Origin of the sequence: Vibrio sp. B1FIG11 (assembly GCF_905175335.1) — a bacterium.
GTDB lineage: Bacteria > Pseudomonadota > Gammaproteobacteria > Enterobacterales > Vibrionaceae > Vibrio > Vibrio campbellii.
This window is the reverse complement of the sequence record NZ_HG992752.1, coordinates 1,995,364-2,018,931: the sequence shown is the minus strand read 5'-3', so window position 1 is coordinate 2,018,931 and position 23,568 is coordinate 1,995,364. Positions and strand designations below refer to the sequence as shown.

Annotated in this window: 18 protein-coding genes and 1 pseudogene; 7 read left to right on the top strand and 12 right to left on the bottom strand. The window is 46.2% G+C overall.

The window, feature by feature from the left end; all coding sequences use genetic code 11:
- Positions 1–15: 15 nt before the first annotated feature.
- The 3 genes from KHO06_RS25640 to KHO06_RS25630 form a co-directional block, all read right to left on the bottom strand.
- Positions 16–1,101 (bottom strand): porin, encoded by a 1,086-nt coding sequence (locus tag KHO06_RS25640; protein WP_212583446.1) that lies wholly within the window; start codon positions 1,099–1,101, stop codon positions 16–18.
- A gap of 178 nt (positions 1,102–1,279) precedes the next feature.
- Positions 1,280–2,296, bottom strand: coding sequence for a nuclear transport factor 2 family protein (locus tag KHO06_RS25635; RefSeq protein ID WP_005374772.1), 1,017 nt, complete (start codon positions 2,294–2,296; stop codon positions 1,280–1,282).
- A gap of 100 nt (positions 2,297–2,396) precedes the next feature.
- Positions 2,397–3,692: an MFS transporter gene (locus tag KHO06_RS25630; RefSeq protein WP_038890470.1), complete on the bottom strand. Its 1,296-nt coding sequence runs from the start codon at positions 3,690–3,692 to the stop codon at positions 2,397–2,399.
- A gap of 338 nt (positions 3,693–4,030) precedes the next feature.
- Here KHO06_RS25630 and KHO06_RS25625 point away from each other — a divergent pair, with 338 nt between their 5' ends.
- Complete coding sequence (locus KHO06_RS25625) at positions 4,031–5,572, top strand: sodium:solute symporter (RefSeq protein ID WP_077262690.1); 1,542 nt, start codon at positions 4,031–4,033, stop codon at positions 5,570–5,572.
- An 11-nt stretch (positions 5,573–5,583) separates the two neighbouring features.
- The gene (locus tag KHO06_RS25620; RefSeq protein ID WP_212582866.1) at positions 5,584–6,954 is read left to right on the top strand and encodes an L-serine ammonia-lyase; all 1,371 of its coding nucleotides are present in this window, start codon (positions 5,584–5,586) and stop codon (positions 6,952–6,954) included.
- 93 nt (positions 6,955–7,047) lie between these two features.
- On the opposite strand, the gene KHO06_RS25615 is transcribed toward KHO06_RS25620, so the two are convergent.
- The 9 genes and pseudogenes from KHO06_RS25615 to glgX form a co-directional block, all read right to left on the bottom strand.
- Positions 7,048–7,284, bottom strand: a complete 237-nt coding sequence (locus tag KHO06_RS25615) for a hypothetical protein (protein ID WP_212582865.1) — start codon at positions 7,282–7,284, stop codon at positions 7,048–7,050.
- A gap of 344 nt (positions 7,285–7,628) precedes the next feature.
- Positions 7,629–8,774 (bottom strand): cyclopropane fatty acyl phospholipid synthase, encoded by a 1,146-nt coding sequence (gene cfa / locus KHO06_RS25610; RefSeq protein WP_212582864.1) that lies wholly within the window; start codon positions 8,772–8,774, stop codon positions 7,629–7,631.
- Positions 8,775–8,781: 7 nt separating this feature from the next.
- Positions 8,782–9,782 (bottom strand): annotated as a pseudogene (asrC, locus tag KHO06_RS25605) (sulfite reductase subunit C).
- Between the two features lie 12 nt (positions 9,783–9,794).
- The gene (gene asrB, locus KHO06_RS25600) at positions 9,795–10,595 is read right to left on the bottom strand and encodes an anaerobic sulfite reductase subunit AsrB (RefSeq protein WP_009706541.1); all 801 of its coding nucleotides are present in this window, start codon (positions 10,593–10,595) and stop codon (positions 9,795–9,797) included.
- Positions 10,595–11,623 carry an anaerobic sulfite reductase subunit AsrA gene (gene asrA, locus KHO06_RS25595; RefSeq protein ID WP_212582863.1) on the bottom strand — a complete coding sequence of 343 codons (1,029 nt, stop codon included), beginning with the start codon at positions 11,621–11,623 and terminating at the stop codon, positions 10,595–10,597. The genes asrB and asrA overlap by 1 nt, the downstream gene beginning before the upstream one ends.
- A 25-nt stretch (positions 11,624–11,648) precedes the next feature.
- The gene (gene cobA, locus KHO06_RS25590) at positions 11,649–12,440 is read right to left on the bottom strand and encodes a uroporphyrinogen-III C-methyltransferase (RefSeq protein WP_212582862.1); all 792 of its coding nucleotides are present in this window, start codon (positions 12,438–12,440) and stop codon (positions 11,649–11,651) included.
- Positions 12,437–12,595 carry a hypothetical protein gene (locus KHO06_RS25585; RefSeq protein WP_167391664.1) on the bottom strand — a complete coding sequence of 53 codons (159 nt, stop codon included), beginning with the start codon at positions 12,593–12,595 and terminating at the stop codon, positions 12,437–12,439. The genes cobA and KHO06_RS25585 overlap by 4 nt, the downstream gene beginning before the upstream one ends.
- A gap of 256 nt (positions 12,596–12,851) precedes the next feature.
- On the bottom strand, positions 12,852–14,573 hold the full coding sequence (locus KHO06_RS25580; protein ID WP_212583445.1) for a diguanylate cyclase: 1,722 nt from the start codon (positions 14,571–14,573) through the stop codon (positions 12,852–12,854).
- 257 nt (positions 14,574–14,830) lie between these two features.
- On the bottom strand, positions 14,831–16,798 hold the full coding sequence (gene glgX, locus KHO06_RS25575; protein WP_212582861.1) for a glycogen debranching protein GlgX: 1,968 nt from the start codon (positions 16,796–16,798) through the stop codon (positions 14,831–14,833).
- Between the two features lie 444 nt (positions 16,799–17,242).
- Between glgX and lamB the strand changes: the two genes are divergently transcribed.
- The 5 genes from lamB (at position 17,243) to KHO06_RS25550 (ending at position 23,243) form a co-directional block, all read left to right on the top strand.
- Positions 17,243–18,427 (top strand): maltoporin LamB, encoded by a 1,185-nt coding sequence (gene lamB / locus KHO06_RS25570; RefSeq protein ID WP_005429213.1) that lies wholly within the window; start codon positions 17,243–17,245, stop codon positions 18,425–18,427.
- 156 nt (positions 18,428–18,583) lie between these two features.
- Complete coding sequence (locus tag KHO06_RS25565; RefSeq protein ID WP_005429214.1) at positions 18,584–19,414, top strand: MalM family protein; 831 nt, start codon at positions 18,584–18,586, stop codon at positions 19,412–19,414.
- Between the two features lie 109 nt (positions 19,415–19,523).
- The gene (locus KHO06_RS25560) at positions 19,524–20,846 is read left to right on the top strand and encodes an IS4 family transposase (protein WP_212582860.1); all 1,323 of its coding nucleotides are present in this window, start codon (positions 19,524–19,526) and stop codon (positions 20,844–20,846) included.
- Positions 20,847–21,013: 167 nt separating this feature from the next.
- A complete protein-coding gene (locus KHO06_RS25555; protein ID WP_244858435.1) occupies positions 21,014–21,532 on the top strand; it encodes a glycosidase in 519 nt (172 codons plus the stop codon).
- Positions 21,533–21,620: 88 nt separating this feature from the next.
- Entirely contained in the window at positions 21,621–23,243 is a 1,623-nt protein-coding gene (locus tag KHO06_RS25550; RefSeq protein WP_212582859.1) for an alpha-amylase family glycosyl hydrolase, read from the top strand.
- Positions 23,244–23,568 lie beyond the last annotated feature (325 nt).

Here is a 23,568-nt window from a genome sequence, read left to right as displayed (position 1 = left end):
CTTATCTCGTGGTTATCAGAAGTAGTAGCGAATACCTGCCGCGAATTGATCATCACGGTTTTCGAATTTGCTGCCATCGTACTGATCTTTACCTAGGTCGAACTGGTATTCAGTCCAAACTAGGAATTTGTTTTTCTGGAAGTGGTATTCAAGACCAGGGATCAGCAAGTTACGCTCGTAACCTTGCGTCTCGTCACCACGATCTTCCATGTAGTTGTAGTTCAACGTTGGGCGTAAGCCGTTGTCGAAGTGGTAGTAAGTGTAGATTTCGCCACCTAGGGTATCGAACATTACGTTTGTACCACCTTGGCTCACTGCTTCCCAGTTTTCGCCAACGTGGAAAGTCGCACCCGCGTAGAAGCCACCGTTGCTGTAGTTTGCGCCCAATAGCATGATGCGCATGTTGTCGCCGTTTTCTACGCCAACTACGCTTGCGTCTAGATCCGCAACTTCATTTTGATGGTAAGCCGCACCAAGTGTTACGCCATCAACCGGTTTGTAAGTGATCGACGCACCCATGCCGTTTTTCAGTGAGGCTGTCGCATTGCTTGCTAGAGCAACATCTTCACGTGTGGTTTGGTAAGTAAAGCCGTAGCTCACTTTTTCATTGATGGAATTGCGGTAGGTAATTGAGTTTTCCGCACGACCAGCACCGGATGCGATACCCCAGTCCGCTAGGTTGTAAACACCTGAGCCACGAGTACCGAATACACGACCTAAATCGGTGTACCATGCTACGTCGTAGAAGGTAGACCACTGCTTAGTACCTGCAGCAATCTTGCCGTATTTGTCATGTTCCACACCTGCGTATAGCAAGCGGTCGTAAATGTTGTCACCGTTCGCGCCAGAGTTGTAGCCCCATTCCGCGTGACCGAAACCAGTCCAGCCGTTATCTAAGCCCATTTGGCCTTTCAAACCGAAACGTGAGCTGCCGCTGTTCCATTCGCCGTTATCATCACCGCCACGGTCTTGGTAGCGAAGATCGAAACGGCCATCGATGGTTAGGCTGTCGCCAGCGTCATTAACAAAAGTGTGTGCAGCAAAGGCTGAGCTAGAAGTAAGCGCTGCTAAAATCACTGCTGAAAGGGTCGATTTTTTCATCATCAATCTCATTATTCAGGGCGCAGAAAGCCACCGTGCGTTCGTGCCCGTTGTGAATAAGGGTTCTATCTTGAGGTTGTGCCCCATCCTTGAGGCACGAGTTGGGAGCATGTTGCCTGAACCGAGAGGGGGATTCAGGCAACATAAAGGCGGGTTGACAATCCGCCCCTAGGACTTCTTATAGAGAAGGGTTTAGGATCTGCTGAGTACGCTCGAATACGTCTAGACCTTGCTGTTTTAGCCAGTAAGGAAGGTCGATCAGTACCCAGTTCTCAGATAGCTTGTCGCCGTCACGGTAGTAAACGTCAACCACTTGCATGTCTGCACGTACTTCACCACCTGTCATACCTAGGAAACCACCGATTGGTGTGTTAGATAGGTTTGGCCAGCCGAAGAAACAAGAGAAGTTACCTTCTGCGAAACGACATACGTGGCCGTTAAACTTCTTGTCTTTTAGGTTGTTACGGAACGGCAATTGGTGCTGCTGTTGGTAACGAGGGATTGTGTAAGACGCACCGATACCACATGGACCGTACCAGATCATGTCTTTAGACCAGCTCTTCTCAAGAACTTCTGGTGGGCAACCCATTGCGCCGCTGTCGTTTAGTGCGGATAGGTCATCAACCATCTTGTTCACTAGTGCTAGTGTTGCTACGCCTTCTTCTGGTGCTGCGTCTTCGAACAGTAGACCGTCGTGGTTACGAGGACCAGGGTATACAAAGTGCTTACCTGTTGATGGTGGTAGTGGGTAACAACCCGCTTGGTCCATCGCGCCTAGAAGGTCTAGGAATAGGCCAGTCTTAGTGATCTTACCGTTTTCAACACAGTTAAATTCTGCGTAACGGATGTTCATGATCTTGCCAGTTGGGCGCATGCCTAGGTATTCAGCGTCGAATAGACCCATGAAGTGACCCATGCTCATTACCCAGATTTCACCTGATGTTACTTCGTTCTCACCACCGATGAAGATGTCTTGACGACGCTGCATGCGAGTCATTGATTTCATCAAAGGAGCCCAGAAAACGTCAGCTGCTGCTTGAGCGCCTTGTTGCTCACGGAATGGGTAAACACCACGCCATAGGTAATCTTCTGAAGTGTGTGCTTTTAGTACTTCTGCCACGTTCTCGTGAGTTGCGTTTTCCATTGCGCTGAAGTATTCACGTACAACGCGTTTCGCTTCTTGATATTTAGACATAATAAACTCTCTTATTTGCTGTCGAGTCGGCTTTGGGAACAGGACTCGAAATTAAGTTTTTTCATCCGGCTGGGAGCCAGCCGGAGTTTTTGAAATTCAGTTACGCTTTTGCTGCTTCGGCTTTTTTGCTCTTATCGAACACGCCACCTTTTAGTGTCTCTGGCAGTGACAGCCACAGAAGACCAGCAAGGATCCATACGATTGGTGAACCCCACATCGCGGTTTGTAGATCGGTACGTTCTTGGATGAAGATAAGTACCATTGGTGCCCACATACCGAGGATACGACCGCCGTGGAATAGCGCTGCGCCGTAGCTACGTAGGTGTGCTGGGAACAGTTCTGAGAAGTAACCACCCCATACCGCTGAAGAAGACAGGCCGAAGTTGTAAATCAGGCCGAGTAGAGCCAGCATGTTTAGGCCGCCAATCACCATGTCGCCAGGTGCAACAAAGAAGATTGAAACCATGATGCCCGCGAGGATGAAGCCAAATGCGTTCACCTTACGACCGAATTTGTCAGCCGCCCAACCCCAGAACCACGCACCAAACAGTGAGCCAAACGCTGAGATAGAGAAGATGAGACCGATGGTTGCACCGTCGAACATACGTACATCACGTAGGTAAGTGGTTACGAAGCCACCAAAGAATTGGAAACCGTAGAAGTTAAGGCCAGCCAGCAATAGACACGTTAATGTGATCTTACGGTAAGGCTTGCTTAGCATTTCGCCCCAAGAGCCTGTTTTCGCTGGTGCGTCTGATTCTTCCGCTTTTGCTTGTTCTTCTTCACCGTAAGCGATCACTTTGCTGTCGCTAGGTAGCACAAAGATCATGACCACAGCGGCTGCCAATGGTGGGATACCACCAACAAGCATTAGGCTTTCCCATGGTGCATCGATGCTTGCAATAAATGCTGCATACGCACCCATTACCATCAGTGCTACAGAGAACATAGAAGACGCGAATGCCGTCAACTTACCACGTACCGTTGGCGTAAATAGGCCGATCATCAGGCTCACTGCTACGGTGAAGTAACCACCCAGTGACAAACCAATGATGAAACGCATTGCTGCCCATGTTGTGTAGTCGGTGAACATCATATTGATGATCGTTGCGCCACCGTTTAGGGCTGTGATGGTAATAAGAGTGGATTTCTTACCAAATTTTGTTGCGAACCAAGCACAGCTCAATGCACCGATAAGTGCACCAACCGACTGCCATGTATAGAACTGGGCAGTGTCTGACAGGCTAATACCATCATACGCTTCAACGATGTATGGGCGTACGTAGTCAATAATTACAAAGTTATAACAATAGAAAAAGTAACCAACCAGTATCGCTAGATAGGCAGCTACCCTTTGAATCATAGGAACTTCGCTCATGTGTCTTTTGGCATTCATGACCGATAAACCTCTATTTCACTTAGGATTTGTTGCTATTCAAACTTAATGAACACGATCTTATTTGGATCATCTTCGATTTCGTGTCGGTGTGAATCATAGTTTTTTTAAGGTTATTAGATCCGTGATCAAAATCAATTTTAAAATGAATGCGTACCCATTATTTGGTTTTTAGTGATAAGGATCTCACTAATTGGTGTTTTTGGCGATATTGAATACATTTTCGCCTATATTAGTGATAATAATCACACTTACAGTGGGTTTATCGTTTGAAAGTGCCTTTTTAAAGTAATATCTGGGCATAATAATTAGCTACCCAGAATTAGGAAAACCTCAAAATGGTTACGTACTCAAGTTTTGTGGTGATTGCTTTATATGTATCAATTACCATACTAATCAGCTATTTAGTGAATAAGCGCTACAGCAATGGTGGCGACTTTTCCACGGGTGGAAAGCAATTTGGCTGGTTTACGGCGGGTGTTTCGATACTTGCGACTTACATTAGTGCGATGACGTTTGTAGGGATGCCTGGTTGGGTTTATAGCTCTGGCATGGAAGCGATGAGTATTCACCTTAACTATCCCATCGTTATCTTTTTCACTGTTATCTTCTTTGTACCTGTCTTTTATAAGCTGGGTCTGACTTCGATTTATGAATACCTTGAGCATCGCTTTGGGGTGTATGCAAGAACCATCAACTCGATAGTGTTTATTGTGGTGCAATGCATTTCTGCGGGTGTGATTCTGTATGCCGTGGCGTTGATCTTAGTGCAAGTTCTGCCCATCAGTATTTCTGAAGCCATTATCTACATCAGCATTTTCACCGCTTGCTATACCTATGCGGGCGGGATTTCTACGGTGATCTGGACTGATATGTTGCAATCCGCAGTATTAGTTGCGGGCAGCATCGCCATCTTTGCTATGTTAGTGACAGAGATAAATGCGGCAGATTACCTTTCTCGTGATCACCTGAATATCATCAACTTAGACTTTGATTTAGGCGTGGATACCACACTCTGGGCAGGCGTGGTTGCAGTGAGCTTTTTGCATCTGAGTGTGTACGGCACCAACCAACTGATCATCCAACGCACGCTAGCGACGAAGTGTGAAAAGACGGCGCAGAAGTCGATGCTGTTGTGTGGTTATGGTGCGTTTTTTGTGTACTTATTCTTTGCGGTACTAGGTGTCCTTCTGAGTGTTTTCTATCAAGATCAATCGTTTGAAAACAGCAACGAAGTGATTTTGGATTTCGTCTTCAACCACACTAACCCAATTGTGGTTGGTTTGATCATTTCCGCATTGGCAGCGGCTGCAATGTCGACCTTGGATTCGACCTACAACTCAATGGCGACCGTCGCGACGTTTGATATCTACAAGCGTTTCGTTCGCAAAAGTGCCGATGATGAGCACTACGAAAAAGTCGCAAGAAAGATGAGTTTGCTTGCTGCGGCTATGGTGGTGGTGCCAGCTCTTCTAGCGGTATCGAATGAATCGGTACTCAAAACCATCGCTAGCCTGACTTCCATCTTTGTTGGTATCCGTCTTGGTTCATTCGTGCTTGGTTTATTCTGGGCGAAAGCCAATGAGAAAGGCGTGATCGTTGGCAGTATCATGAGTGTGATTGCGGTGTTTACTGCGATGTATCTCGACGTGGCTTGGCCGTGGTTCGCGCCAATTGGTACGTTCGTCTTCCTTTTGTTTGGTGTGTTAGTGAGCCGTCGTTGGGGCACTGTGACTGCCGAGCAACAAATCTTTATCAATAATCAAAAACATCTTTTTGCAAAGCCAACCGCAAGCCATTACGGGCTATTGGTGTTCGCTGTGGCGACCATCGCCGCTTGTATGGTTCTCCCTGATTGGCTTTATGCTGCATTGTCGTAATAGGTAAGTTTATGCTGTCCATCTTTGATATTTACAAGATTGGTGTGGGCCCTTCTAGCTCTCACACCAATGGTCCAATGATCGCGGGTTACCACTTCACTCGTTTGATTGAATCGAACTTGGCAAAAGTGGTTCGTATTCAAGTCGATTTATACGGCTCACTCTCGTTAACGGGGATTGGTCACCATACTGACCGTGCAACGATTTTAGGTCTATTGGGTAACAAACCAGATACCATCAAAATCGCTTCTGCGAACAAAGCGATGCGCAAGGCGATTGAAGAGGGCATGATGTCTGTCGATGGCCGTCATGAAATCGAATTCAGCTACAAAACGGATATGTTGTTTCATGAAGAGAACCTTCCTCTGCATGAGAATGGCATGACGATTACTGCGCTAGATGCGCACGGCAACCAGGTTGGTTTTGAGACTTACTACTCTATCGGTGGCGGTTTCATCGCAACGTCGGATGAACTGCAAAATGGCAGTGCGACTGTCCCCGTAGAAGTTGAGTTTCCATTCTCCAGTGCGGACGAAATGTTGGCACAAGCAGAGAAGAATGGCATGAGCCTCGGTGGCATGATTCTGAAAAACGAACAAGCGTTTCAGGATATGGAAGCCATTAATCAACGCGCAGAACAGATCTGGCGTGTGATGACGCGTTGCATGGAGCGTGGTTTCGAGACCGAAGGTATCTTGGACGGCGGCTTGAACGTGACCCGCCGTGCGCCAAACTTGCTGAAGAAACTTGAAGCAAATGCAGCAATCGAAAACGATCCAATGGAAATCATGGATTGGATTAACCTGTTTGCTTTTGCTGTAAGTGAAGAAAACGCCGCTGGTGGACAAGTCGTAACGTCTCCAACTAATGGTGCAGCAGGTGTGATTCCGGCGGTATTGATGTACTACCATCGCTTCATCAAAGAGCTGGATACCAAACAGCTTAAAGACTTCCTTGCTGTATCCGGTGCTATTGGCATTTTATACAAAACCAATGCGTCTATCTCAGGTGCCGAAGTGGGTTGTCAGGGCGAAGTTGGCGTGTCTTCCTCTATGGCGGCAGCTGGCTTGACCGCGCTACGTGGTGGCAGCAATGAGCAGATTTGTATTGCGGCCGAGATTGCCATGGAGCACTCACTAGGCATGACTTGTGACCCAATTGGTGGCTTAGTGCAAGTACCGTGTATTGAGCGTAATGCAATGGGCGCAATGAAAGCGATCAACGCTTCTCGCATGGCATTAAAGCGTAACAGTAAATGTTTGATCTCGTTGGATAAGGTGATTGAAACCATGTATCAAACGGGCAAAGACATGAACAAGAAATACCGCGAGACGTCACTGGGGGGATTGGCTTTGATTCACCTAGCGCCGCCTTGCGAATAATGAGTTAAGCAAGTCTAACCAACAAAAAAGCCGATGCACTGAGAAGCATCGGCTTTGTTTTTTGTCGTTGTGACCGTCATGGGTTTGGCGGGTTTATCGCAATAGGAAATAAGGCGTATTAACGTAAGCGTGTCCCGCTGATATCGCATAAGGCAGTACGACTTTGCCAATGGAGACTGCGGTATTGACCAGTGGTTGAACGTTGATATTGGCATTCATCAAAGTAGGACGAACGTTGGGTGCCAAGCGATAGTGACCGGGCGTTGAAACGCACCCAGGAAGTGTCGATATAAATAGTAGTGCGATGATGATTGATTTGATGACTTTCATAGTGCTGACTCTCAAAATGGTATCTTGGCTCTGGCTCTGGCTCTGGCTCTGGCTCTGGCTCTGGTATTGGTTGTTGGGATGAGCCTTGGTTGAGGGGAAGATTGCCTGAGCGTGCACAGTACGGCCATCAATGCTGAACAAGTCATAGCGCACAATACTAAAAGTAACACTAGGCGTTACTAAGTATTAGGTTTTGCGAGGGGAGTCCCTATAAAAGCCCCCTAATTGAGAATTTTCGGGCTTTGGAAGGGAGCGGAAAACAGTAAAAAAAGCCAGAACGAAACCGCCCATTCTGGCTTGGAGCCAAACGAAGGTGCTCAAAACACAATCTGGAGGCAGATTGCTTACATGGAACGTACGGTCAGTGGACGGCGGCGACCAATCTTAGTTAGGGCGAGCTGCCATAAACTCAAATCTCGTGAGCGAAAGGCGCCAGCACAGCTGAGTAAGTAGTACTTCCACATGCGGTAGAAATCTTCACTGTAATCGCCTTTGATCTGATTCCAAGAGTGTTGGAAGTTGGAGAACCAGCACATCAAGGTTTTGTCGTAGTCTTCACCGAAGTTGTGTACATCTTCGATATTGAATCGGTCTTCCATCGCCTCTGCGAGGTTTTTCATCGATGGAATAACGCCATTTGGGAAGATGTATTTCGAGATCCACGGGTCCGATGCGGTAGTGCTGTGGTGTGAACCAATGGTGTGTAGCAAGAACACGCCATCGTCTTTCATGAAGCGCTCTGCGCACTCGAAGTATTCCGCATAGTTCTTCGGTCCCACGTGTTCGATCATACCGATAGACACTAGGCGATCGTATTGCACGGTGGGCTTGAACTCGCGGTAGTCCTTCAAAATGAAGTTGGCGACGACGCCATTTTCTATCGCCAGTTTGCTGCCGAGCTTCTTCTGCTCTTTGGATAGAGTCAGACCATCACAAATTACGCCATACTTCTTCGCTGCGTAAATCATAAAGCTGCCCCAACCACAGCCAATATCGAGGATACGCATCCCCGGTTGCAGATCGAGCTTACGACAAATCAAATCCAGCTTGTGCTCTTGTGCTTCGTCCAGCGTTGCAGCTCGGTTCCAATACCCGCAGGTGTAGGTCATGCGTGAATCGAGCATCTTTTGGTAAAGCTTATTGCCGATGTCGTAATGGTGCGGTACATCGAATTTACAGCGCTCAATGCTCTGTGGGTTAACCCAGCTTTTCAGTTTTAATTTCGCAGCGGAAGAGGCGAACTTGAGCTTTTCAGCCAGTCCTAACTTGCCTTCAATATCGTTTAAAAGTACGCGCTCAAAGAACTGATCCAAGCGGCTGCAATCCCACATCTTGGACATGTACGCTTCCCCTAAACCCAAGGAGCCTGACTGCATCACAAGCTCATACACTTTTGGGTTAAACACTTGGATATCCCACGGTTTAGAACCATTGATGGTGATACCTGCTGGGGCTAACGCCTCTTTAAACATTTCTTCTAGTTTGTTCATACTATGCCTATTTCACGTGCATGTTCGCTACGTATTCATCTTCTGCCCAATACATACGTTCGGCGACTTTGGCTTCCGGATTTAGGCTAACGCCATCTAAGACGCGCTCTCTAAAACGCAAGTAGCCGCCTTTATCAATCAGATGTCCCATGTGGAGGTAAATCGGCTTACCGCCCAACATCTCTTTTTCAAATTCGAACAGATTGTCGATGACAGGGTGTAGGACGTCTTCCGTTACCCAATTGAGGAACATCTTGCCAACGCGAGGGGTCTTCTTCGAAGTTCGACCGCCCAGCTTGACCATATAGAATTGTTTTGGATCTCGACGCCAAGCCAATGTCGGACAAGCAAGCACACATTCGCCGCAGCCAATGCATTTGCTTTCTTCCTTCACCGCTTTACCGTCTTTGAGTGACAAGCAATCTACTGCGTGGTGCGCACAAGCTTTGACGCAGGCGCCGCAACCAATACAGCGATGACTTTCGAAATTAATCTTGGCGATACCTAAGATGCCAAAATCCGCCATATTGGCTTTGGCACAATCGTTCGGACAGCCTGCCATGACCATTTTTAAATGGTATTTACTTGGATAAACTGACGCTCCATTCGCTGCGCCAAGCCAGTGGTGTCGGTATTGGCTTTCTGGCAGATTCGACTGCCCTGACATGCGACGATATTGCGTCCACCAATCGACTGATAACCTGCTTGCGTGTCTTCGACATCAATGCCGCATGTATCAACGGTGATGTCTTTGATGAATGGCTCCAGTGCTTTGTTGACCTCTGGAATGTCTTCATAACGAATGCCGGGCATCGCCAGTTTTTGTCGTGTGGTGAGGTGAATGACACCATTGCCCCACTTCTCGGCGATCTCTTGCGCAGCACCGAGTAAGTATGCGGGCATAATGCCACCCGGAATGCGCACGCTGATCATGCACTCGCCACGCACTTTCGATAGGCGGTAATCGCCATGAGCGCGCATTTTGATGATATCTACGTCCATCGTCATTGTGATTCCCTCCTAGTCGATCATGGTTCTGGCGTGGTCATAACGGAAAACCGGACCATCCAAGCACACGTATTTGTCACCAATTCGGCAGTGACCGCATTTACCAACTGAGCAGGCCATTCTGCGTTCGTAGTCGACCCAAATCTGGTCTTCTTGAATGCCTCTGGATAAGAAGTCCTGCACGACGAACTTAATCATGATCGGTGGACCCACTACGATGACGCGGATGTTTTCCTTGTCTGAGAGGTCAAGTTTGCTGATGTGCTCGGTAACTAAGCCACTTTCATAGAAGTGTTCGTCGCCACCGTCATCCAAGGTGGTGATGACGTGATTGGAGTAAGACCAATTCAGCAAGTCGTTCTTGTACAACACGGCATCTTGGTTTTTGAATCCGAGGATCAAAGACATTTTCTTCACATCACTTGGGTTGTTGTGAAAGTAGTTAATCAGCCCTTTAACCGGAGCAACGCCAGTGCCGCCCGCGACCACAATGAGGTGTTTATCTTGGTATGCTTCCATCGGGTAGCCGTTGCCCATTGCGCCGCGCATCATCACGCGATCACTGGCGTTTAATTGGAACAGCTCGCTAGTTACCTTGCCGACATTACGTATCAGCAAGTCGACGTAACCTAAGCCGTAATCAGAGACGGAAATAGGAGCTTCACCCACAAGGGATAAACCTACTTCGACAAATTGTCCGTAGTGCACCGGAAAGTCGCACGCAACGCGAAAATTCCATTCCAGTTCGGTGTGCTTTTCGATATGAATAATCGGGTAGCTTTGCGGCAGCATTTTGTTTTCACAATCGCACATTAGAGCGCCTCCTCTACAATCGATGTCATCTTGTTGATGATATTGCTAAATGAGATGTAGTGAGGGCATCGGTCGTCGCAGCGTCCGCATCCAACACACATATGGTGTTCGCCTTGGCGAGACTTAAAGTCGTTGACCTTATGCAAGGCGCGATAACGTAAGCGCTCTCCGGTTTTATGACGGAAGTTGTGACCGCCAGCCATATCCGAGAAACCATCAATCATGCAGCTGGCGTGTTGACGGCGACGTTCACCCACTTTGGCTTCTTGGTTATAAACCACATCAAATACGTTGAAGCAGGCACAAGTCGGGCATGAGGAAGTGCAGCGACCGCAACCAATGCAGCGTGAATCGTATTCTGACCACACTGGATGACCGAGTAACACTTCGCGTACTTTACCCGGATCATCGCAAACCGAATCTGGCGTGCGGACTTTGACTGGATTGGACTTGACGAAGTTGACGCTGTGTTCAACGTCTTTGCCTTGTGAAAAGTAGGGCGCTAGCTCTGGATCTTTAATAGTGACAATGGCGCCGTGGTCACTAAATTGCACTGAAGCGGCGAAGTTGTCGGTTTTGTTGGTGCCCATAGAAACACAAAAGCAGTTTTCGAAACTTTCGCTGCACTCAATCAGTACTAGTTTGAGTTTCTGACGTAGACGTTTGTAGTAGAAGTCTTCGTGACCGCCGTTTTCTAAAAACATGTAGTCAAGGCTTTTGAGCGCATTGATGTCACAAGCTCTGAGAAACAGAAACACAGGGCGCGCATCGACACTGGATTCTCGCAACTCGTCGGCGTTAAACCAAAACAGGGTTTCGGTAATCGGAAAGACGATCTCTTTGGGTGAAAAGTGGCTTTTCTCTTTCCACTCCAGTTGGTCGTAACGTTCCAATTCTTGGTAATCCAAATTTGGGGTATGGGCAAAACGACCTGCGTATTCCTCATAGACGGGCGCCATCACCTTATAGCTCTGACGTAACGCCTCGATCGCCGAACCCATTTGCTGAGTAGTTAAAAACTTAGGCATTGTTCTATCTCGTTATTTTCAAAAACTAATGAATCGTGCGTTCTAAACAGGGCTCGGCGGTGGACTCAAACCATTCCAGTGACTGTGAAAGGGAAACCACGTCTCCGACCACTATGATCGCTGGCAGTGGTGGTTTTTGCGTTTTGCAGGTTTCATACAGTCCGGCTAAGGTAGTAACGATCTTGTTTTGATTTTCTCGTGTCCCATTGCTGACGATGGCGCAAGGTGTATCTGGCGCGAGACCGTGAGCAATGAGGTTGTCTGCGATCGCTTCTGCTTTGTGTAGTCCCATGTAGAAAATTAGGGTGTGGTCGATGGCGGCAAGTGCGCTCCAATTAGGTTCGCTAGCATCATTACAGTTTCGTCCCGTTACCAAGGTGACACCCCTCGAAACTTGTCTATGAGTGACCGGTATCCCCGCGTAAGCGCAGCATCCAAGTGCCGCAGTTACACCCGGTACAACCTCATAGTTGATGCCTTGCTGTGTTAAATAGGTCGCTTCCTCACCGCCTCGACCAAATACAAACGGGTCGCCCGCTTTTAAGCGACATACCGTAAGACCTGTGATTGCGTAGCCCTTCATCATTTCGTTGATTTCTGCCTGAGTTTGCGAACACTTACCGTAGTGTTTACCCACGCAGATCTTTAGGGTTTTTCGTGGGATGACCTCCAAGACTTCTTCCGAAACCAGATGGTCATAAAGCACGACATCAACGCGATTAAGCAGACGAAATGCTTTAATGGTAAGCAGCGACGCATCGCCTGTGCCTGCTCCAACCAAATAAACCTGACCATAAGATGGATTGGATGCCTTCATGAGAAAATACCCCAAATCATTACAACGAATAGGATGGCGGCAATAACCCAATAAAGAACTTGATGGACGTTATCGCTGACCCAACCTAGCTCTTCTAACATCTCGCTAGTCAGGTCTAAATTTATCTGCTCTACGTAATCGTCCAGTTCTTTCATTTTCAATTGGCTTCGTGCAATCCCCTGATGCATTTAAGGTTATTGATGAGAGCCGTTAAGTTAAATCAAAGAAAAATAAACACCTGTTCAGAACTGATTAACGAGAGGGTGTTTCGGGGCAGAATTTGAGTCGGTTAAAAGACGGCGGAAAGAGAGAAGTGTCGTGTCAGATCTTGTGACTTAACTGACTGTAATAGAAATAAAAAAAGCCAGAGTGATATCTGCTCTGGCTTTGTCTTTTTTCGTAAGAAATTCGCTATGCTGCTTTGAGGTGGCAGACGCGATTCTTACCCAATCTTTTTGCTTGATAAAGTGCTTTGTCAGCTTGCTCCACTACATGGTGATAGCTGCTTTCTAATGGCGTAAACCCAACACTTGCCGTAAATCGCACATCGCCACAACCCAATGTGAGATGGCTTCTTTGCAACGCGGTTAGGAAGTTATCAAGCTGATGTTTGGCATCAAACTCGTCATTGGCTTGGAACACGATGGCAAACTCTTCACCGCCATAGCGCGCTAAACAAATCCCTTTTGGTTTAGGGAAGCAATCGCGCATCACTTCTGCGGTCTTTTGGATGACTAAATCACCGACTGGATGGCCGAATTTATCGTTGATGTATTTGAAGTTATCAATATCGACCATCGCGATAAAACGGTTCTCTGAATCAAGCTCTCTCGACACTTTTGCTGCTAAGCACGCTTTGTTTTCGAGTTGCGTCATTGGATCTTGATGGCGCAAACGGTCATGTAATTTCAGGTTTGCCAACGCAACTTGGGCGTAGTTCTGAATCAAACTGAGCACGCATTTGTAGGTTGGGAATCGGCAACTGACGTAAGTCACGCCAAGCAGCTCTCGCCCATCAAATAAAGGAATGCAGTAGTGATTACTGTTGATCTTGAGCTTTTTCGTCAGCTCGTCGCCGTACTTCTTACTGCGGTATGTCAAAGCAATTGGGGAGAAACGCGCCGCAAGTTTAGCGTCGGTTAAAACGAGCTTCTTGTTGCCATGGTAATCAAGGGTGTAGAAGCTGTAATTTAAGCTGTCGTAGACACAGAACTGTATGCCTTTGTGGAAGCAGAAACGATCTAATACACGCTTAAGTTGGGTTTTAAAGTCGCCCACGTTGTCTGTGCCATTTAAGCGCGCGAGTGACAAATGCAGTTGATAGGTTAGATAGTTAATGCCAATTGCGAGTGCCAACAGGGAAGCAATCACGCCTGCGGTAAGGGTAAATGGATAGCTGCTGTTGAGGATATCGGCACGGTCTGTCCCTGCAACAAACACCCAGTTCAAGCCGTTGTCTGCATCGAAGACCGAGATCTTAAAGTTATCTTGGTAATAGTACTCGTGTTTACCAAACAGCAGCCCCGTTGCAACTTTGTCACTGATACCGCCATGATAGCTGACGGAAGGGTCACCAATTCGACTTGGGTCAGGATGAAATACTAAGCGCTCGGTGTCTCTGTCTACCACGAACACATAACCTTTGTTCAAAGTTTTAAGGCCACGTAATTGCTGAGTGGTGTGGAGAAGATCGAACTCCAGCCAAAGTTGGTATTTAAGGTCTGGGTTATCGTGCTTTATCGCGAAGACCCAGCGCTGCTGCGGGTTTTGATATAACGAAGAGATAGAGAATTTGTCGCTGACGGTATCCAGCTTGTGCCATAAGATCTTGCTGGTATCTGCTTGTTTTATTTGACCAGAAAGACCATAAGCCATGTTGCTATCTTTCGTGGTATAGAGAATGTTGGAGTACTGCGGCGAGTAGTCGATGATGCCTTGGCTTAGCTCACGGAAGTCAGGATCATTGAGATCTTGTTTGCTGGCTTTTAGCGCGGTTTCTAATAGGTAAAATTTGCTGAAAGCGGCTTCGATTTGAGAGTGGATCAGCCGCTCTGCGGTGATGATATTGGTTTGAGATTGCCGATAAACCATCGACTCAGAATCGACTAACTGAGCATAGGCCAGATAGACCATAAAACCTGCGAGGAGTAACAGGTAAGGCCGCAGAATGCGGATTAAGAATTTAGGTAAAGCCATGATGCCAAATTACGTTGTAGATATTATAAATGTGATTTGGATAGCAATATTAGATTAGTTTCATTTGCGTATCAATGCGTATGGTGTGCTATTTGGCCTAGTTGATGGATCTCTACTCGAAATGTCGATAAAACAAACCCAGCGTGTTGCTGGGTTTATCAGAGTTTGTAGGAATAAGCTGCGGTTTGGGTCAGCTAAGCTTTTTTAGTTGGCTGATAATGTAAAATGGCCATCGAAGTCGGAGAAAGCAGTACCTCGCCCTCTGCATGACCTGGGTTTAGGTTGCGTACATTGGTATCGCACACCGTTACCCACTCTTGACCACGCTCACTTGGCAGCTTGAAACGCGCTGGCGCGTTGGTTTGGTTGATCAAGTACACCAACTCTTGCCCTTCTTTGCCAATGCCTAGATGCAGCGCTACCGAGCTTAAACGGTTCCAATCGTCGTGTTCCATCAAGCTACCATCAATGCGACGCCAGAAGATGCGGTTGTTATTACGATTTTCACCACTAAAAGCACGAATGAATGGCACCATATATTGATTACGGTTTGCCACCATTTGTGAAATCCACGCTTTGAAATCTTGCTTGCGCTCAGATGTTGTCCAGTTCAACCAGCTGGTTTCGTTATCCTGACAGTAAGCATTATTGTTACCACCTTGAGTATGAGATAGCACGTCCGCGGTCAGGATATGAGGTATACCGAACGCGAATAGCAAGCTAGCAATCAAGTTGCGCTTTTGCTTTTCGCGTGTGGCGATGATCATAAGGTTCTCTGTTTCACCTTCAACGCCATAGTTTTCCGAGCGGTTGTCACCGTGGCCGTCGCGGTTCTCTTCACCGTTCGCCTCGTTGTGCTTCTGTTTGTAAGACACCAAGTCTTGCAAGGTGAAGCCGTCATGATACGTGATGTAGTTGACTGTGAGTTTATAAGGCCAGTTCGCTGCGCTGTAGATATCACGAGAGCCCATCAAGCGAGTCGCAAACTCTTTCAGATAGCCTTGATCACCTCGCCAGAAGCTGCGAGAGATGTCGCGCAGTTTGTCATTACATTCGTTCCAACCAAATGGGAAGTTACCCACTTGGTAGCCGTTAGGGCCAATGTCCCAAGGCTCAGCGATCAGTTTGGTTTCGCGAAGAATGGGGTCTTGCGCGACGGCTTTAAAGAAAGCTGCTTCTGGGTTGTAATCATCGCCTTGACGACCCAACGTCGCTGCTAAGTCGAAACGGAAGCCATCGACTTTAAATTCGCTGACCCAGTAACGCAGCGTATCCATAACGAGGTTAAGTGCAGGTTGGTAGGTCATATCAACCGTGTTGCCGCAACCAGTGAAGTTAGCAAAGTGTTGACCGTGCTTGATATAGAAGCGTGGATCGAGCGCTTTCAAGTTAAATATGGTTGGGCCTTCTCCGCTCTCGGCTGTATGGTTGTAAACAACATCAAGAATCACCTCAATGCCGTGTTTATGTAGCTCGCGGATGGTGGTTTTAAGTTCGGTGACGGCGTCTTTCTTTGCGTAACGTGGATCGGGCACCATGAACAAGTATGGGTTGTAACCCCAATAGTTCACTTTATCCATCTTGAGCAAGTGAGGCTCATGCATACACGCTGCCACGGGTAGCAATTGCAGCGTATTGATGTTTTGCTGTTTGTAGAACGCCAGCATTTCTGGCGAAGACAACCCTAAGTAACGGCCTTTGCTATCACTGGCGACTTCTGGGTGCTGTTGAGTTAACCCTTTCACATGGGTTTCGAATAGCACCATCTCTTCGCGTGGTATGCGAGGATGATCGGTGTCTTGCCAATCGAAGTTATCTTCAATCACGACACACTTGGGCATATCAAAGCTTTTTGCAGGGGAGAAGGGAGGTTGGTAGTGAAGGGCTTTATCAATCGACTTTGCGTAAGGATCGGAGATCAGCAAAGGTTGGTCTTGATGCGTCACTACATAGCCATACTTTTGCCCCGGTTTAATGTCTGGGATGAAAGTATGACGAATGCCTGCATATTCGCTTGGCAAGTCGTGCAGCTCATAGCTACCGTCTTCCGCAAATAGCGCAAGTTGAATATCTTTACTACTCGGAGCGTGAATAGAGAAGTTACAACCTTCTTTACTCACAGTTGCGCCGAGTGGGTATGGGCGAGAGTGAAGTTGTGTCATCAGCGAATCTTTTTTTAATTTTATTGCTACCTTTAAGAAACTATAAGTAAAAAACTTTGTCTTACTAAGGTCAACCACCTTACATCGAAAATTATCACTGTAATTAAATTACTTTCTACGACCCATTTTTTACGAAAATATGAAATGGCTATCACTTTGTAGCGACCATAAACTGAAGAAACTTACTAATTCCTCCCTAGATTGGTGATCTGACTCGTAAAAACACCATTCGGTAAATTTTCTCATCCCTTCTCATCCCCCCTAAATTAGTTTGGGGTGGAGGACGTCATCCTTGTACGCCTTGGGTAATCTTAAGACTGTTGAAACAAACGGGGACTTGTTCCCATCTTACCTCTCTTTCTTTAGGTGCATTTTTACTGCCTATATCCGTCTAAAGAGTGGGAAGGGAAGACAGAATTATAAATACCCTTAATGGAGTTAAGAATGAAAAAAGTAAGTGTAATTGCTGCTGCTGTTGCTGCAACTTTAGCTGCCGGTTCTGCTTTCGCAGTGGACTTTAATGGTTACTTCCGTGCTGGTACTGGTATCAGTGGTAACGGTGATGCTGATGTATCATTCATGAAGAATGGTATTGGTCGTCTAGGTAACGAAAACGACAACTACTACGAGATTGGTCTGGCTGAAGATCTAAAAACAGGCGACCAAACTTGGCGCATCGAATCTATGGTTGCTCAAGGCAATGACGGCGCAGTTGGCTGGGAAGATGGTGACTTCAACGTTGCACAATTTGCAGTTAAAGCTAAAGGCCTAATCGCTTCTGATAAAGACGCAACACTATGGGCTGGTAAAACTTACTACCAACGTAAAGATATCCACATCACTGACTTCTACTTCCTAAACACTTCTGGTACTGGTGGTGGTATCGAAAACCTTTCTGTAGGTAACCAAAAGCTTTCTCTAGCTCTTATCCAAGACGGTGAAGATGACAACGGTAGCGGCTACATCTTTGATGCTCGTCTAGCAAACATCGGTCTATGGGAAGACGCGACTCTTGAACTTGCAGCTGCGTACAACTTCTCTACAGAGAAAGATGATAAAACTATTGATGGTGATGACGGTATCCTAGCTACTGCTATCGTACACCAAGGTCTAAGCATCGGTTTCAACCAAACTGTTCTTCAATACGGTACTGCTGGTTACGGTGTTCAAGCTGCTAACTTCTGGGGCGCAGGTACATACTACGATCGCTCTGGCCTTCAAAATGACGCAACAGGTTACCGCCTACTTAACTGGGGTGTAATTAACCTAGGCGAAAGCTGGGAAATGGGTCACCAACTTGCTTACCTAGCAGGTTCTGACATTGGCTACGCTGGTGGTCAAGGTGATTCAGATCAGTTTTCTGTTGTAGTTCGTCCAATGTACAAGTGGAACGACACAATGCGCACTGTTTTCGAAGCGGGTTACAACGCTGGTGAAAACGAAAAAGGCGAAGACTTTGGTGCTCACAAATTCACAGTTGCACAAGCTTGGGCAATGGGTGACAGCTTCTGGGCTCGTCCTGAACTACGCGTATACGGTTCATACATCACTGATGAAGAAGGTACAACCTTCGGTGATAAAGGTGACTCAGATTTCGTATTCGGTATCCAAGCTGAAGCTTGGTGGTAATCGAGTAATCTCTTAGTTATCTAGCTGTCCTATTTAAATAGCCGACATCTGTCGGCTATTTTTCTAAGGGGTTTTGAAAAGTTAGACGTTTCAGCAAAGTCACTCTAAGATGCTTTAGTGCAAAAACCTTTAGAAAAATAACTAGAAGGAAAAAGTATGTACTTCCGTGCCCTCATGTTAAGTGGATGCGTCGCGCTTGCTGGCTGCCAATCCACTGAAGTTATCGAACAAGTTCAAGTTGCTCAAGCACAGCAAGTTGATGCTCTATCTGAGCTTCAATCGGTGAAAATGAAGCTTCCAAGCTCTGCCATTGTAGACATCACTTCTCAGAGCCAAGTGTTGAAATATCAGGGTATCGACAGCCGCGTAGCGGTATTCGAGCTGCCTGCAGACCGTGGTGAGTTCGCGATTAAAATTACCAGTTTGATTGAAGATACGGCTTTTGTACCACGTGCGATAATCGTTGATAAAAACGGTAAAGAGATCGAGAACTATGGCAAAGCGGAATTTGAGTACACAAAACCTCGCCTTCACCTTGGAAACCGTTTAGTCGCTGAAAAAGACTTCTTCCCACCTGTGGGTTTAGATTCTGTCTACCTAATTGTTTACACTGACCAGTCTGACCTTGGCGGTTTTACTGATGTTATTCACCCAGCGCGATTGGACGCTGAAGCTCGAGGCAACTACTTGCCAGAAGTGAAAGACATTCCAGTGCCAAACGGTGACACAGGTAAGATTGAAGTGTCGATTGACCGCGTAAGCTTCTTCTCAATTGGCTCCTCGAATAGTGAACCAGTCGCTGCTCCAGTTGTGGCCAAGTCGGTCGACTCAGTGCAACCTGAAACCCAAACTTACTACCACAATGCGATTAAAGCAGCAGTGAAAGCAGATGATATTCCTAAAGCGTTGAGCTTACTTGATGAAGCAAAAGCGTTAGGCATTGAGGGTGCGCAAGAAGTATTTGTTAAAGCAGTAAATACAAAATAATTAAATTAGAAAAGCCGACCAATAGGGTCTAATGCCGATCGGTTTAGAGACTTGAATGATCTTGGGATCGTATGATAATCCCCACTAACAACGTTAGTGGAGATTTTTTATGTTTGCTCAAGAGTTGGTTTTGGCTCATGAAACGATAGAGGATGGTAAAAACTATGAGTCTGTAGTTAATGCCATTCAACTTGAATGGATAGAGCAAGCTTTGCTTGATACATCTAAAGCAAGTATTAGGAGACGACGTTTACCAGCGCAACAAGCGGTTTGGCTTGTTATTTGGATGGGACTGCAGCGGAACAAATCAATTAAGGAAGTGTGTAGTTCTCTTGACTTAGCTCTTCAACCCGAACCTCAGAATACATGGTCTCGTGTTGCACCTAGTGTGCTAACTGACTCTAGGCGACGTTTAGATGAGGCGCCTCTTGCCGCTTTATTTAAAACCTCTGTGGCGGCTTGGGAGAGCGACGCACTAGTAAAAGATAAGGTGCTAGGGCTAAGCATCATGGCCGTGGATGGTACAACTTTTCGTTGTCAAGATTCAGAAGACAATGCGCAAGCATTTGGATTCATTTCTCAAAAACATAAACCTTACCCTCAACTTCGCTTGGTCGGCCTGATGGCGACCGAGACACGCTTTATGGTGGGGGCTGCATTCGATGCTTGTCAGGTTGGCGAGGTAACGTTAGCACACAGATTATTAACAGACGTGCCAGCCAACTCGCTTACATTGTTTGATCGTTGCTACTTTTCCGCCGACTTGTTGATATCGTGGAATGCAGCAGCCTCCAATAGTCACTGGCTAACTCCCGTAAAACGGAAATTAAGATATGAAGTTGTAGAGCACTTTGCTGAAAACGACATGCTTATTTCTATGCCTATCTCACCACAAGCTCAGCGTAATAACCCTAATTTACCGACTCATTGGCAGGCACGTCTCATCCTCTATAAAGACCCAAAAGGTGAAATTGAAGGCTTTATAACTTCCCTTGTTGACCCTAAGAAATACTCATTAGAAGATTTATTAGCTGTCTATTGGCAACGCTGGGAAATAGAAGAAGGTTACGGTGAGATAAAGCAAACTCAGCTACAAAGCGAGGTTACCTTGAGAAGTCGTTTTGCTGTTGGTGTTAGACAAGAGCTCTGGGGAATACTGCTAGCGTACAATTTGGTGCGCTTAGAGATGATTCATATTGCTAAAGACGCTGATGTAAGCCCAACTAGAGTTAGCTTTACAGCGGCAATAAACTTAATAGATACCCAGTTACGTTGGTTGGCACTTAGTCCTGATGGAACTCTACCGAGCAAACTCAAGCAAATGAGGGAAAGCATAAGTCACTTCATTTTACCGGATAAAAGAAAGGACCGAACGTATCCACGTTCAGTCCTTTTTGTCCCTACAAAATATCCATTTAGATATAAGCATTAATGCTTATCCGAACGGCATTAGACCAATAGGGTCGGCTTTTTATTGTACATTTAGTTATCCTTTTCACAGATTATATTATTAACATTTAAAATTTAATTAATTTCACTTCATAATATATCCAGTGCTAATTCAATTAGCACATTGTCGAATAAAAATAAGGATATAACGTGAAACAATTAATTATAAATACAGCATGCACCCTGGCTGCTGTTTCTATCTTATCTGCTTGCTCGTCAACATCATCAGAAAATACTGCTCAAGATGAAGTAAATAATGCGGCGGCATTAACAAGCGTAAACCTTGATATGATGACAAACTGTGCTCTGCCGGATTCTGCAGAATTAGGCCCATTGTCTAAAGATATCTTTGTTGTTGGTAGCTTCCCCAATGCCGATTGGAAGCATGTTGTACAGCGTAAGTTAACCTATAAAGGAAACAACGTTTATCAAGTGGTTACCGATGAAGTCGCTGGCAAATATAAAATGCAGTACGCCGCTGAACAATGGAAGCCACAATTTACAGCTAAGGGCAAAAAGTTAACGGTTGGTCAATTAAATGAGTTGACATATGGTGGCTACGGTACGGATACGAAATTAGAGATTAAAGAACCAGGGAAATATGTGTGGAGCTTGGAGTTTAAAGATAATGGCTCTCCTTACTCTATCATGATTTCTAAATGCCAATAATATTCCATTCAGTTATTTAAAATTTATTTTTATTTATTAACCCTTGCATGGGAAACATGTTGGGGTTAATTTTATTTGGGAGAGTTTAATGCGCAACGTAAGATATAAAAAACTATTTGGCCAATCACTTTTAGCCTTGAGTGTGGTTGGTGCTTTATCCGCATGTAACTCCTCTGGCGGAAGCGACAATGGCAGCACGCCACTTCCTGATACAAGTTATGCTTGCCAAGCGAATGTAATGGAGCAAAGCAATCAGCTTCGCACTTATCAAATCATGGTTGAGAGCTTTGTTGATGGCGATTCGAATATCGGCCATGGCACAGGTTACGGCACCAGCCATCATAACGGTGATCTTCAAGGGATTATTGATTCGCTTGATTACATCCAAGACTTGGGCATGAATGCGATTTGGTTGACGCCAGTTTTTGAATCGGAAGCCATTGATGGGCAAGATCATTGGGCCGATCGTTTGGATGCAACGGGCTACTTTGCCACGGATTATTTTAAGATTGATCCTCGCTTTGGCGATTTAGAAACGGCGAGAACCTTAGTTGATGAAGCACACAAACGCGGCTTGTATGTTTTCTTTGATGGCGTGTTTGGTCATCACAAAGAAGGGTTGATTAAGCCGTCTCCATCGGGTTTGTTACCTTCTGGTTCGAGCAATCCGGTGGACTACCCAGCAAGTTTGGATTTCTACAGAGAAGTCGCGATTTACTGGGTCAAAGAGCTAAAAATTGATGGTTGGCGTTTAGACCAAGCGTACCAAGTCCCAACCGACGCATGGACAAAAATCCGCAAAGCGGTGGATGAAGCCTCACAGAGTGTGACTTACACCAACGCGGAAGGTGATCAAGTGAATCCTCTGGGTTACATAGTCGCTGAGATCTGGAAAGGCGAGTCAGAAATCGCGAGTGACGCATATGGCGCGGCTGACGATCCTGCATTGTGCTCGGCATTTGATTTCCCAATGCGCTATCGCGTGGTGGAAACACTGGCTGTCAATGAGAGCGGTGTCGGCGGTCGTGGTGTGGATTGGCTAGACAATGGCTACCAAACACACAACCAATATCCGTCTCATGCTCAGCCAAACTTGATGATTGGCAATCACGATTTGGTTCGCTTTGGTGACTTGTTGCAACGAGGCAGATTAGCGGATGTGAACGATGCTGAATATTGGCAACGTCACAAAGCTGCGTTTGCATTCCAAGCGGCTTACACCGGACCAATCACTCTCTATTATGGAGATGAAATCGGTGACCAAGTTGATGGTTTTGACGCAAAAGAAGACAACAATACATGTGCGGTTCGTGGCGTGTGTGATGACCATGTCGCACGCAGCAGTGCCAAGATCGAAGGCGTAACGGCAACCCTAGATGCTAATCAAGTTGATCTGAAAAACTACGTTAAGTCATTGATGACGATGCGTGCTGAACATCCTGCTTTGTATCAAGGCAGCCGCACTAACTTGGTAGCAAGCAATGGCAGTTATGTGGACTTGAAAGTATCTGGCGATGACCAAGTGTTATTTGCTTTGAATACCTTTGAGAGTGCCCGCAATATTGTGCTGACAGAAGCACAAATCGGGAGTAATCAAGCGCTGGTGGATTTAATCACTAACCAACAAATCACACCAAGTAACGGGCAATACCAGATCCCGATGTCATCATTACAAGGTCGCTTCTTCAAAGTGACGGCAAACACTCAATAAGTCATTCTCAATCAAGATAACCCATACCAAGCCAAGTGTTGTTTTCTACCCCAATAGAAACGCACTTGGCTTTTTTTATCGCTTTGTCTAAGATGCCGCTCTTTTTAGTCATCGATGGCGATATTCCACTTTGAGGTCCCGCCTTGTTTCTTTACATCCCTTTGTTTTTTATCGCACAACCGACGTTGAACAAGTGAAAGAAACAGTACGCAGTTTGTGAGATGTGCTGCACGATAATGAGAATATTCACATTCATGCAACGTCAAACTGTGATTCAAAGCTTACCCATGTGTAATTGTTATGTTTATCTTCTGGGGATTTATAT